The organism is Paenibacillus sediminis (genome assembly GCF_017873765.1).
Taxonomy (GTDB): Bacteria; Bacillota; Bacilli; order Paenibacillales; family Paenibacillaceae; genus Paenibacillus_AG; species Paenibacillus_AG sediminis.
Window position 1 is genome coordinate 1 of record NZ_JAGGKP010000010.1, and the last position, 12,714, is coordinate 12,714.

Sequence of the window (12,714 nt, forward strand, 5' to 3'; positions counted from 1 at the left end):
TGCGCGATGTAACGAATAAAACGCGGAGCAAAATCGCGAAAACCCGCGTCATACTTGCGGTCGTGGCGGAATTGGCAGACGCGCACGGTTCAGGTCCGTGTGGGCTAAACCCCCGTGGAGGTTCGAGTCCTCTCGACCGCACCAACGATATACATACAGGCGTTCTATCTGCAAATGATGCAGTAGGACGCCTTTTTTGTGTTCAATACATATTTGGCTCTCGAATCTCAAACAATGTAACAATAAGAGGGATTAAAAAGGAGAGTGCCCCATATGCGTCATACCGGTAACAAATACAAGTTCCCAAAAATAGCAGTACTCATATGTATAGTTGTGTTGATGCTAGCTCTGACGTTAGAAAAGAACAACGCATACAGTGCTGGTGATAATGACCCGTCAAATCACAAAACGAATAAAAGGGTCGCCATCATTATCGATGATTTTGGCAATGGTCAGATGGGGACAGAAGAGATGTTGTCTATGCCGGTAAAGCTGACCATTGCGGTAATGCCGTTTCTGCCCACTACGCAAAGAGACGCCAAGATCGCTCATGAACGAGGACATGACGTGATTGTGCATCTTCCGATGGAACCTAAAGCTGGTAGACCCGAATGGCTCGGTCCTGGTGCAATTACTACAAAATTGTCTGACGCTGAAATTCGTCAAAGAGTTGAGGCGGCGATTGACAATGTTCCGTTTGCGGTCGGAATGAATAACCATATGGGCTCTAAAGTGACAGGAGATGAGCATATCATGTCGATTGTACTGGATGTCTGTAAGGAAAGAGGATTATTTTTTGTAGACAGCCATACGAATTACAGATCAATAGTTGGGAAAGTAGCTGCTCAAAAAGGGATGCCCGTACTTGAAAACAACATATTCCTTGATGATGTTGCGTCGACTATCCATGTCAGCAAACAGCTGCAAAAAATTGGTTTATGGCTCAGGGATCACGATCAATGCGTATCCATTGGTCATGTAGGTCTAAAAGGAAAGTACACTGCAGCTGCGCTAAAACAATCGATACCTAAAATGCAGGAAAATGCTAAGTTCGTAGGCGTTACGGATCTTGTGCAATCGATATGGCAGAAACGTGTTTTTCCTACGTTACCATAAGATATTGAATGATTCCTGCGACAATGGCACTTGCAATGTCTTGTTGAGCACGCGGATTGCAGAGCATGCTTCGATCTTCGCTATTGCTGAGAAATCCTGTTTCTACGATAACAGCTGGAGTATCGACATGGTTCAGAATATAAAATGGTTTGCCTAGTCTGATCGTATTGTTCGTATGGAACAAAGGGTTTAAAGCATTCTGAATACAGCCTGCTAACAGTGCGCTTCTGCCTTCCTCTTGATGGAGGACAATAGAACCTCGTCTGCTCGAATTACGGCCCCAGTTCGCATGAATACTGATTACGACAGCCGTTGGAACCTGTTCGGTAAGCCCTTTGCGCTGGGCGAGGTCACGTCTGTGCCGAGAGCGAATGCTAAGCCACCGATTCTCATCGCTGAGCGCATAATCTCCAGTACGGTTGAGCGCTGATTCATAGCCTTGGCTGCGGAGTATCATGTATACCTTTTGCGAGATCATGAGGTTGATGTTCTTCTCGACAATGTCTTGGAAAGAAGCGCCGCCATCAATTCCTCCATGTCCTGCATCGATGAGAATGATCGGATACGGAAAGGCATATTCCATAGGAGACTTCACTTCTGCCCGATCTTTGCCGCTGTCTGCACTCACACTTGCTTCGTTCAACATAATGGATATAAGGACTAATAATCCGAAAAGAAGGAATCTCTTCATCGTTGTCACCTGCTCTTGTTTTCTGTTGCTTTTATCGTGTTCAAAAAAAGGGAAAAACATGCACTGTTTATAGATTATAACCAAGTGAATGAGCTGGTGATCGTTTAATTTTCGTTCAGATTGCGCATGCTAATGCTATTGAAGAAGTAAGGAGGAGAATAATCATGGCAAGTAAAATAAAAGGTGATGAACTTCTGAAGTACATTACAGAGCAAGTCGTTACCTATATTGATACGCCAAAAGATATTCGCAGGGAAAAAAGATTGCAGACGAGAGAATCTTGGCAATACAGATGGTTTGGAATGATTCCGTTTAGCATTCATTTGTGGGTGGATCGTACTCGCTTACGAAGAGAGCAGAAGAAACATTTGCCACACAAAGTGAAAGAATTTGTCTAATACTTGTAAAATTGGCCGCCTGATAAAAGGGTATTAATCAGTATGAAGCGTGATTGTTCTGTACCGACAGAGACATAGACTGGGCTTCGCGCATTGCCGTTCGCTGCAGTCCACTTCTGATACCCGGATACCGATAAAGGAATTTGATACGTTCGTTTGTCGCCCTTAGTCGTAAAGACGAGCTGCTTATTCTTGATAAGAATTGATTGAAAAGACAGACTGTCCTTAATTTCTAATGGCTTAGCAGCAAGCCACATCATATTGTCATAGGGATCAAAAGCGGACGCTGTAAATACGGCCGAAGATGGCTTATAAGTTACATCCTTGCTTGAGATCGCTGATTCATGAATGGCATAAGGTTGACCATTGGTTTGCTGCTGCCACGTTTCATCTGTCTCCGGAAGCACTTCTCCTGTCAACGCATCCACGTAAATTGCAGCAGCTTGATTGTTATCCTTCTGATGAATTCTCCATTCCGCTAAGAGCGGACCTCCATATAAAAATTGATATTCTAACTGCGCATCGTCAGTCAAATGTAAATTAGTTAACGCCTGACGAAGCATCTGATCACTAAACAGTGAACTGCCTTTCCCCCCGTATTCGACTAATTGATATCCACCGTCTTCTGAAGCTGAGATGACAGCATATCCTGCCTCCTCTCCATTCTGTGCAAAAGAAACCAGCCAGCTATGCGTACCAGGGCCGAGCGGCTTGATGTTCATGTCTGCTTTTTTCCACGAAGCAAACGGAGCTTGGGCGGATAATTGTTGTCTAATTTTCTCCGCAAAAGCTCTTACTTCCGCAGGCTCTGCGGAAGAGGGCAATAATGAAGCGTTAGATGATATGAATAAGGAGGATAACCTTACATCTGCGGATGCGAGATGGTTAGTGATAATGGGGTACAGCGCTATGCTAAGAAGAGCCGACATGGAAATTATACTTTTCATGACGATTGTGTATCTCATGTGGATCACCTGCTTTCATTAAAATACCATTTCATAGCTATATTGTTATTGTAGTGGACAAGCCTGTAAAAAGACTGTTACAACGTGTCGTGTTCATAGTAGATGTTCTCTTCTGTTTTTGCAGTCTTTTAGCGAGAACGGTCAAGTTGTCGCCCCGACCTTGTCAACGCAAATGAAAGATACCGCAGTTTATGACGGAAATGAGCAGACGAGGCTCATACTGCCAAGTAATTTCACTTCGTCTCGCTTCATATTGCTCACGAATAGCCTGCTTCTTCTCCTCATCTGGATCGCTGAGCAGATCTTTATAGTAAGCTTCCAAGATAGACAATTCCTCTTCCAGACGGCTTGTTGCTTGATTAGCCCACGTATAATCTTCTTGGGCTATTTTTTGTGTTAAAAAGTTTTCCAGCATGTCACGAGCCTGTTCCATCGTCACTTCGGTTGGCTGAATGTGTACATTCTCAGGAAGACGCGGAGTAAGTAAGATTTCATTTAAACGACTGCCAAAATGCTCTACAATCCGTCCGCTGACTAATGAAATACCGAGGAAATGCAGCTCTTCCTTCTTCACATCGCACGCATATTCCACTTTGAAGCATACACCGAGCCATGGCTCATATGCAGCGGAGAACAGTGTTGTTCTCTGTAAATTTCCTGCCTCCTGAAATAGATACACGTATGAGCCGCCGCTTCGGACAGCCGCAAAGATTTGATGGAGCCGCCTGCTGCCATAACTCACTTCTTCTTCGATAATTCTCGGTCCGCCAAGCTTCGGGAGCGGCTGAACCGCACCGAAATATCGACCTAGCAAAGGATCTTGCTGAAGTTGATCGGCCTCTTGTTTCGAAGGGGCACTGTCCTCCTTATAGCGCTTATACCTTTCTGGATCGAAAATAAAAGTGAATGACATCGTCTCTGGTTCTACGCCGACACGGTCAACAAAGTTCCAATAGTACGGCCGGTTCGTTAGCTCCCGGTCAGCACGAGGAGACAGCTTAACGGTCACATGCATGGGAGACTTCTCTATAATTTGTGATTCGGTCGCTTCTAGATAAGTCATGACAACGTTCTGAATTTGCTGCGGGGTCATGGTCATCGCGCTATTGATCTCCTTCACTAGGCGGTATTCCTTGTTCTACTTCCGTTTTAATCGAATTGAGCGATTTTCCGAGCGAGTGGACACGGCTGCGTATTTCATCGTCGCTGTGCGATTCAAGCACTATTTTGTATAGACTTTGTTCTAACGAGTTGTTTTTCTCAAAACGTTCCAAAATGACATCAAGCTGCCCGATGACCATTTCGAACATATTTATTTTCTCGTGAAGGAGATTAAGTATATGTTCTTCGATCGTACCGGTTGTGGACAGATTATAAATTTTGACATCGTTCTGCTGCCCTAAGCGGTGAATACGGCCGATTCTTTGTTCGACGCGCATAGGATTCCAAGGTAAATCGAAATTGATCATATGGTGACAAAATTGCAGATTAATGCCCTCACCGCCAGCTTCAGTAGCGATCATTACCTGAGCTCGCCCGCGGAATAGATCCATCATCCAGTCTTTCTTCCCTCGGTTCATTCCGCCTCGATAGGGGACAGCTACTAAATTGTGGTTACGGAAATACTGAAGCAGATACTCTTGTGTTGCGCGATACTCGGTGAACAGAATAACTTTCTCGTTCATTTCACGAATGAGCTCCATCGCTTTTTCTGCTTTCGTATTCGCTTTAATTTCTTTAATCGTGTAGACAAGCTCCCATATTCGATCTCTCAGAGGAGAATCAAGCGGGAGTTTCTTTGACAGATTGACGAGTGTTACGAAGACAGCGTCGCGACTGCTGCATACTTCCCGCTGTAGGGTTAGAAGTGAGAACATACTGCCTAGATCACCGCCTGCCGCGCGATACTGATCTTTCACGAACGCAGTCACGCCGTCATACAGCGCTTTCTCTTCGGGAGACAGCATTAGAGGGACGTTACGAACGACACGCTTTGTAAAGTTGATGTCTCCTTCGCCGCGCCGGTTGCGGATCATAATTTTGGACAGTTCTTCCTTGAGCTGATCTTCATTCTTCGCTAGACGTTTATCTACGACGAAGTTGGCGGAGAAATCACTCTGAGCGCCAAGCTGTCCAGGTTTTAACAATGTAATCAGATTGAACAGCTCGCTAAGATCGTTCTGAATTGGCGTTGCCGTAAGAAGGAGACAATATTTTTTACGCAGCTTTACGATGAATTGGTAGTTCGTTGTCTTTTTGTTCTTCAGCTTGTGCGCTTCATCAATAATAAGCATGTCGTATTCGTTATTCAGGAGTATATCTTTATGCGGGTCACGTTTGGCGGTATCCATAGAGGCGACAACGACATCGTTTTGCCAAGAGTATTCTTTCTTCTGAGCGACGGCTTGTATGCCGAATTTCTGATTGAGCTCCCGCACCCATTGCAGAACAAGTGATGCGGGAACAAGAATTAACACTTTACGGACAAGACCGCGAACCATATATTCTTTTAAAATAAGTCCAGCTTCAATTGTTTTGCCAAGTCCTACTTCATCAGCAAGAATGGCGCGGCCGCGCATATCGAACAGCACCTTGCGGGCAGTCTCGATTTGATGGGGCAGAGGACTCAGTCCTTGTAAATGTTTGAGACACTGCATTTCTTCGAAACTCGAAACTAAGCTTGCTTTTTCCGCTTCCGCTGCAAGTTGAAAGAGACGAAAGTCATCCCAAGGTCCGCCTTTATTAAGCCTGTTGTTCAGACCATCAAACCAACTGCGGTCAAATTGTACGGTGATTGGGGGCTGTGCTGTGTAAGCAGCTTTTTGGGACATTTTATTCATGGTCTACCTCCAGATTTCAGCGTACCTGAGTCTTTGATATGACAGTAGTATGCACGAAAATAAGCCAGTTCATAACAGAATGGCGAAAGGCTTAAGATAGACGGGAGATTGATGTGTTTTCCAATCATTTTCAAAGAGAAAATTAAAAAAGAGAGATTCATAGAGTAATTTGAAGATCGTGTTCATTTGCATGGCTTACATGCCTTAAATTTCAATTCTCAAACGTTAGAAACAACAAGATGTGGTATAGTATAATGAGTTTTGCACACAACATATTGTAATGTTTACATATGTTATTGGAACATATATGAGCTTAATGTTTTAACAGATATAACAGAGAAAGAAGTTTTAGTAGAAAGTTAATTATGGGAGGTATTTTCGTTGAAACAGCGGTTAGAAGGGTTAAGCGAGAAAATTTTCTTAGATCGGTATGCATGGAAGGATGCCGACAGCAACAATGCCAAAGTCGGAGATGTCGTCTTGGTGCTTACCAAGGATGACCCGAAATTCCCAACGAAGGAAGTCGGAGAAGTCGTTAAGCGTGAAGGGCGCCAAATTACCGTCAAGACTCGCAGCGGTGAACTTGTTGAGACGGATGTAGAGAAAGTGACGCTCAACATCGAGAAGACGCCGGAAGAAATGTGGGATCGGCTAGCTAAAGCGATGGCTTCTGTAGAAGAAACGCCGGAGCTGCAGCAGGAATGGACGGAGAAATTCCGTTACATTCTAGACGATTGGAAGCTTGTTCCGGGTGGACGGATTGCTGCAGGTGCAGGTGCGAGTGATGAACTGACGCTGTTCAACTGTTATGTTATCCCGTCACCTAAGGACAGCCGCGGCGGTATTATGGCTACGCTCACGGAAATGACTGAAATTATGTCACGAGGCGGCGGTGTGGGGATTAACTTATCTTCTCTTCGACCACGCCGTTCGATCGTTAGAGGGGTTAACGGTTCTTCAAGCGGCGCCGTATCGTGGGGCGGATTGTTCAGCTACACAACTGGCTTAATCGAACAAGGCGGCAGCCGGCGCGGCGCACTCATGCTGATGATGAACGACTGGCATCCGGATATTCTTGATTTTATTACTGTGAAGCAAACGCCCGGTCAAGTAACCAATGCTAACTTGTCGGTGTGCGTGAGCAATGACTTTATGAAGGCTGTGAAAGAGGATTTGGATTGGGAGTTGGTGTTCCCTGACACGACGGATCCTGAATATAACGAAGTATGGGATGGTGACCTTACTAAGTGGAAAAATGCCGGACATAAAGTGGTTCAATATCGTACCGTAAAAGCTCGTGAAATTTGGCATACGATTATTGAATCCGCTTGGAAATCGGCAGAGCCTGGCGTTGTATTCATGGAATATTACAATCAAATGTCCAACAGTTGGTACTTTAACCCAATCATCAGCACGAATCCTTGCGGTGAACAAGGTCTGCCTGCTTGGGGTGTATGTAACTTATCCGCGATCAACTTATCCAAATTCTATGATGAAGAGAAGAACGATGTTGATTGGGACGAGCTTGCGACGACAACTCATTATTCAGTTCGTTTTCTAGATAATGTTATTAATAGAACACCATATCATTTTGAAGAAAATAGAAAGAACCAGATGAAAGAACGCCGCATTGGTCTCGGAACAATGGGTCTTGCGGAGCTGATGATTAAACTGAAAATTCGTTACGGCAGCCCGGAATCGCTTGAATTCCTTGACAAGCTGTACGGATTCATTGCAAAGGAAGCATATCTTGCTTCTACGGACATTGCTGCAGAGAAAGGTTCGTTCCCGGCATTTGAAGCAGATAAATATTTGCAAAGCGGATTTATGAAAAACATGGTGAACGTATACCCTGAAGTAGGTGAAGCAATTCGTACTAAAGGGATGCGCAACGTTACGGTTATTACGCAAGCTCCAACAGGAAGCACAGGTACCATGGTAGGCACTTCCACAGGAATCGAGCCTTACTTTGCCTTTAAATATTACCGTCAAAGCCGTCTTGGGTTCGATGAACAATTCGTTCCAATCGCTCAAGAATGGCTGGACACGCATCCAGATGAGCAGCTCCCAGATTACTTCGTAACGGCTATGGACCTAAAGGCAGAAGACCACATTCGTGTTCAAGCAGCAATTCAGCGCTGGGTAGACAGCTCGATTTCGAAGACAGCGAACTGTCCTGCTGATTTCACCATTGAAGATACGAAGAAATTGTACGAACTTGCCTTCGATCTTGGGTGTAAAGGGGTTACCATCTACCGTGATGGCAGCCGTGATGTACAAGTATTGTCTACGGAGAAGAAAGAGGATAAGAAGGATGGGGCTGAAGCGAAGCAAGCAGAACCCGTAACCAATTCCCAAGAATCCGTAGCTGTAACAGCTGAACCATCCCAGAAGAAAGTTGTAGACAAACAATACAAGAGCCGTCCGCAAGTATTGCGGGGCGCAACGTATAAAATTAACACACCATTCGGAATGGCCTATATTACAATTAACGACCTGAACGGAACACCAGCAGAAATCTTCTTGAATGTAGGTAAAGCAGGCTCTGATGTATTCGCCATGGCAGAGGCGCTCGGCCGCGTATGCTCCTTGTTCCTTCGCTATGGAGACCATGGCAACAAGGCAGAGCTGCTCATCAAGCATTTGAAAGGAATCGGCGGTTCCGGCGCGATCGGCTTCGGTGTGAACCGTGTTGAATCCATCGCAGACGCAGTCGCGAAAGCACTAGAGACTCACTTGCAGACAGGTGTGAGCTATCGTGACCATGATCATAACGATGGCTATGACCAAGAACCAGCACCAGTAGCTGCTGCTATCTTAGAACCGGAACAGGGTGAACAAGCACACGCTCATACTCACCAATGCTCATCCCGCGACTTCTGCCCATCCTGCGGCACCGCGGCGCTCATTAACATCGAAGGATGTAAGACTTGCAGCAATTGTGGGTATAGTAAGTGTTCGTAAAAAAGAGGGGGATCCCCTCTTTTTTTTTGTGTGTGTGATGGATGGAGACTGAAAAACTACGAATATTAGGCGGAAAAGGGCTTTAAAATAAGTGACAGAACCTTATCCTTTAATTTTGGAAGTTTACGTAACTTACCATTAAATAAAAAAGATCCGGTTTATCCCTAGTAGGGTAAAGTCCGGGTCTTTTTTTGACGAAATTTGCTTAACGTTTTTTTGTGCCACATTTATTATTTATTTAAAATTAATAGTGGTATTTATCAATTCTAGCATATCGGCAAAGTCGAAAGGTGATTTTAGCTTTGCTCGTTCGGCAAATTGAGATACAAGCTTTAACGTTTCAATGCTTTGTACTGGAAAGTGGCCTGCTGCGCTTTCAGCGGACAACATGACAGCATTCGTCCCATCCATTACAGCTTGAAATACATCCGTTACTTCTGCCCTTGTTGGTAACGGAGCATCCACCATTGATTGCAGCATTTGTGTAGCGGTAATGACATAGGTATCCATCCTGTTACACTCGCTTATCATCGCTTTTTGTAACAGTGGAATCCATTGGAGAGGAAGCTCGACACCAAGGTCTCCCCTAGCAATCATCACTGCATCTGCTTCTTTACAAATTTCTTGAAAATTGCGGACTGCCTGGGTGGTTTCAATTTTTGCGATTAACTGAGGAGTATATCCTTTTTTAGACTCGATAAAACTTCGAACTTCTTTAATATGCGATGCCCTTCGGATAAATGAGCAAGCAATGAAATCTATTTCCTCTTGTATAAGGAATTCAATATCCTGTTTATCTTTTTCAGTAATAGCGGGTAAACTTGTTATAACACCAGGAAGATTGACTCCTTTATGCGAAGATATTTCTCCACCTGTTTGAACAGTAGTGATAACTCTCCTCAGATCCACATTAGTAACCAGCAATTCAACTATACCATCATTAATCAGTATTCGATTGTCTGGCTTCACATCATTAACTAAACCTTCATAATCAACACTTGCCTGTTTACTATCCCCAACCACTTCATCAATGAGAAGAGTAAAGGTCTGCCCAGTTTCAAGGTTGACTTTTTCACCTTTAACTTTCCCTAATCGAATTTTGGGACCTTGGAGGTCACCTAATAATTTGATTTGTTTCCCCGTCTCATCACAGAGTGATTTTATTAATTGAATAACACGACGATGGCTCTCGTGAGTCCCATGGGAAAAATTCAGTCGGGCGATGGTCATACCGTGATGAATCAGTTCAGTAAGAACTTCTTTATTAGAACTTGCTGGTCCAATGGTGCAAATACGATCAATCGACATAATCATTACCTCCATTTATTGGAATTATTATGTCCGATAAAGGGGTTTTTATTATCAATTGATCGATATCCCTAAATTCAAGCAAGTCAAAGAAACAAGGTGAGAATTCCAAATACTAAGAAAAATGAGCCCACAACTATACAAATAAATCCACTGAATTTTCTGACCTCAATGTATGCATAGCTTGGCTCGGAGTCACCTTTTACTTTCCAACCTTCATTCATATTCCATCCGAACGTAGGCTTAAGACGACTCAGTAAACCAACTGCGACAAATATAATACCTATAAAAATGAGCATTAAACGTGCCATTAAAAATCAACTCCTTTATAAATAAACGTATAAAATGGAAGAAATGTTCTTAATTAAATTGATGAATTAAACATACGATACTCTTTTTTGCATCGGCAAGGAGGTGAATTCTTTTTCTTTGCAGAATGTTAAAGATATAAAAAAAGGAGTTCGAATATGAAAAAAATAAGAGTCAAACATGGAATATGGTTGCTTATTATTGTTAGCTCTATTGTGGGGGTATTTCTTACCAAAGGAAGTATTTATACAAAGTTAAACAGAAATATGGAGGGAGGAATAACTTTACCTAGTTTCTCTCTACCCATAATAGCTATAGTGGCTATTTTTTTGGTCGAGCAAATGAGAAGAAGATACCCAGATAATTATGTAAATATTATTTTAGGCTTCATTTGGATTCTTCTTATTGGGTTAATTGTTGGTAATACTTAACAATACATAATGAATAATCTGGACAGACAAAAACGGAGCCGCGCGGGTTTGCGAGTTCCGTTTATTAATTCATTATAGAATGTCACATTTTATTATTGTTGTGCGCTGTCTCCTCATTCTTTATTTATTATTATATTTAACGCAGAGGCAGCTTTAGGCCATCCAACGTAAAAAGCCATTTGTGTTATCAAAGCAATAATTTCCTTTTCGTTAATTCCATTCTTTTCAGCTAATTGTAGATGAAATGGCAGTTGTTCAGTATTGCCAATACTAATTAGAGCAGAAAGTGTAATTAAACTTCTTTCTTTTGATGTTAAAGTAGCATCTCTCCATACTTTTTCAAATAATACGTTCTCACTGTAATCAACAAATTCGGGAGCAATATCTCTCATTTTCTTCGTTATATTGGATTTGATGCGATCATTCACTATTCTATTTCCTCCTTCATTTGAACCAATTGTGCTATTCCTTGGCCAAATGACCAGTTCTCAGCAGAAGTCTCGTTCAATGTAATAAAAATATCAGTTGTAGAGATGTTTAAATGATTAGAAATAGCTTTCGATATGGATTGATACAAATTCCTTTTCTGATTTGTAGTTCTTCCTGGCCCACATGTAATGGAAATATATATCATTTTTTCTGTTCTCTTTTCCTCTCCTTCTAACAGATAAAACGGATCGCAAAAAAATTGATTAGCTGGGTAGGGAAAAAACATTTGAAAGTAATCATTTTCCGGAACTTTAAAATGTTCAACTAATGAACGATGAATACTATTGCTTACCTTTTTTAATTCTTCTTTATTAGATAGACCTTCAGGATAATAAACATGAACAAAAGGCATCTACTCTCATTCCCTTTCTCATATATTCCTTTAGCGGTGAAATAATTTCAGGGTGTTTCTGCTAACGTTCTTGTATTGAATCTTAATTATAAAGTTTGTCCACTATCCACTGTAATGATTTGACCTGTCATTGCTTCTTGTTCCAAGGCTGCACAAATCAATTGAGCAATATCTTCAGGTGTTGAAATACGCTGCAGCAGAAGATTAGGAGCCAATTTCTTCATTTGTTCTTCCCTTCCAGCCCACCATCTTGTCGCGACGGCTCCCGGTACAACGCAGTTGACTCTAATATCTGGAGCTAAGGCACGTGCTAACGATTTCGTAAGAGCGTGAACTGCTGCCTTGGATACGGCGTATGGAAGAGAGGAGCCTAATCCTGTTTGTCCCGCTATACTGCCGAGATTGACGACCGCTCCTTGTTTATTCTTTTTCATGTAAGGGGCAGCCGCTCGGGCGCAGTAATACATTCCTTTGACATTAACATCATAAAGTTCGTCCCATACTTCTTCCGTTGCCGCTTCCAGATCCTCAAATGGGATATGTCGTGTAATGCTGGCATTATTCACAAGCAAATCAATAGTTCCGAATTGTTGCACCAATGTATCAACCATTTCCCTGACATCCTTGTCCTTAGAAACATCGGCTTGTATGGCTATTGCGCGCCCACCTTTTTTATTGATGATTTGCGCTGTTTCTTCCGCATCGGCTTTAGAGCGAGAATAATTCACAGCGACGGATACTCCCCGCTCAGCAAGCGCGAGGCAAGTAGCCCTGCCGATCCCTGTACCGCCGCCTGTAACAAGAGCCACTTTGTCTTTTAAATCCATATTTCGTCCTCTCCTTTTGTTCTC

Annotated in this window: 13 protein-coding genes and 1 tRNA gene; 5 read left to right on the top strand and 9 right to left on the bottom strand. The window is 42.9% G+C overall.

Annotated elements, in window-relative coordinates; genetic code table 11:
• Positions 1 to 56: 56 nt before the first annotated feature.
• Positions 57 to 144, top strand: a tRNA-Leu gene (locus J2Z20_RS14570).
• A gap of 129 nt (positions 145 to 273) precedes the next feature.
• Positions 274 to 1,116, top strand: coding sequence for a divergent polysaccharide deacetylase family protein (locus J2Z20_RS14575; protein ID WP_209851837.1), 843 nt, complete (start codon positions 274 to 276; stop codon positions 1,114 to 1,116).
• On the opposite strand, the gene J2Z20_RS14580 is transcribed toward J2Z20_RS14575, so the two are convergent.
• Positions 1,103 to 1,807, bottom strand: coding sequence for an N-acetylmuramoyl-L-alanine amidase (locus J2Z20_RS14580; RefSeq protein WP_209851840.1), 705 nt, complete (start codon positions 1,805 to 1,807; stop codon positions 1,103 to 1,105). The two genes, J2Z20_RS14575 and J2Z20_RS14580, sit on opposite strands and share 14 nt — an antisense overlap.
• 164 nt (positions 1,808 to 1,971) lie before the next feature.
• Between J2Z20_RS14580 and J2Z20_RS14585 the strand changes: the two genes are divergently transcribed.
• Entirely contained in the window at positions 1,972 to 2,205 is a 234-nt protein-coding gene (locus J2Z20_RS14585; RefSeq protein ID WP_209851842.1) for a YqzE family protein, read from the top strand.
• Here the strand turns inward: J2Z20_RS14585 and J2Z20_RS14590 are convergent.
• From J2Z20_RS14590 to J2Z20_RS14600, 3 genes are all read right to left on the bottom strand, one after another.
• Positions 2,202 to 3,170 (bottom strand): hypothetical protein, encoded by a 969-nt coding sequence (locus J2Z20_RS14590; protein ID WP_209851846.1) that lies wholly within the window; start codon positions 3,168 to 3,170, stop codon positions 2,202 to 2,204. The two genes, J2Z20_RS14585 and J2Z20_RS14590, sit on opposite strands and share 4 nt — an antisense overlap.
• Positions 3,171 to 3,333: 163 nt before the next feature.
• The gene (locus J2Z20_RS14595; protein ID WP_209851849.1) at positions 3,334 to 4,269 is read right to left on the bottom strand and encodes a YqhG family protein; all 936 of its coding nucleotides are present in this window, start codon (positions 4,267 to 4,269) and stop codon (positions 3,334 to 3,336) included.
• 4 nt (positions 4,270 to 4,273) lie between these two features.
• Positions 4,274 to 6,010, bottom strand: coding sequence for a DEAD/DEAH box helicase (locus J2Z20_RS14600; protein WP_209851851.1), 1,737 nt, complete (start codon positions 6,008 to 6,010; stop codon positions 4,274 to 4,276).
• 381 nt (positions 6,011 to 6,391) lie between these two features.
• On the opposite strand from J2Z20_RS14600, the gene J2Z20_RS14605 reads away from it, so the two are divergent.
• Positions 6,392 to 8,974, top strand: coding sequence for an adenosylcobalamin-dependent ribonucleoside-diphosphate reductase (locus J2Z20_RS14605; RefSeq protein ID WP_209851854.1), 2,583 nt, complete (start codon positions 6,392 to 6,394; stop codon positions 8,972 to 8,974).
• 234 nt (positions 8,975 to 9,208) lie between these two features.
• Here J2Z20_RS14605 and J2Z20_RS14610 read toward each other — a convergent pair whose 3' ends face one another.
• Positions 9,209 to 10,282, bottom strand: a complete 1,074-nt coding sequence (locus J2Z20_RS14610; protein WP_209851857.1) for a pyruvate kinase — start codon at positions 10,280 to 10,282, stop codon at positions 9,209 to 9,211.
• A gap of 86 nt (positions 10,283 to 10,368) precedes the next feature.
• On the bottom strand, positions 10,369 to 10,593 hold the full coding sequence (locus J2Z20_RS14615) for a DUF6199 family natural product biosynthesis protein (RefSeq protein WP_209851860.1): 225 nt from the start codon (positions 10,591 to 10,593) through the stop codon (positions 10,369 to 10,371).
• A gap of 156 nt (positions 10,594 to 10,749) precedes the next feature.
• Here J2Z20_RS14615 and J2Z20_RS14620 point away from each other — a divergent pair, with 156 nt between their 5' ends.
• Positions 10,750 to 11,022, top strand: coding sequence for a hypothetical protein (locus tag J2Z20_RS14620; RefSeq protein WP_209851863.1), 273 nt, complete (start codon positions 10,750 to 10,752; stop codon positions 11,020 to 11,022).
• A gap of 113 nt (positions 11,023 to 11,135) precedes the next feature.
• On the opposite strand, the gene J2Z20_RS14625 is transcribed toward J2Z20_RS14620, so the two are convergent.
• The 3 genes from J2Z20_RS14625 to J2Z20_RS14635 all read right to left on the bottom strand — a co-directional run bounded on the left by J2Z20_RS14625 (position 11,136) and on the right by J2Z20_RS14635 (position 12,690).
• The gene (locus J2Z20_RS14625) at positions 11,136 to 11,450 is read right to left on the bottom strand and encodes a carboxymuconolactone decarboxylase family protein (RefSeq protein ID WP_209851867.1); all 315 of its coding nucleotides are present in this window, start codon (positions 11,448 to 11,450) and stop codon (positions 11,136 to 11,138) included.
• A complete protein-coding gene (locus J2Z20_RS14630) occupies positions 11,450 to 11,863 on the bottom strand; it encodes a tautomerase family protein (RefSeq protein WP_209851871.1) in 414 nt (137 codons plus the stop codon). Before J2Z20_RS14630 ends, J2Z20_RS14625 begins: the two co-directional genes overlap by 1 nt.
• A gap of 86 nt (positions 11,864 to 11,949) precedes the next feature.
• On the bottom strand, positions 11,950 to 12,690 hold the full coding sequence (locus J2Z20_RS14635) for an SDR family NAD(P)-dependent oxidoreductase (protein WP_209851874.1): 741 nt from the start codon (positions 12,688 to 12,690) through the stop codon (positions 11,950 to 11,952).
• Between the last annotated feature and the right edge of the window lie 24 nt (positions 12,691 to 12,714).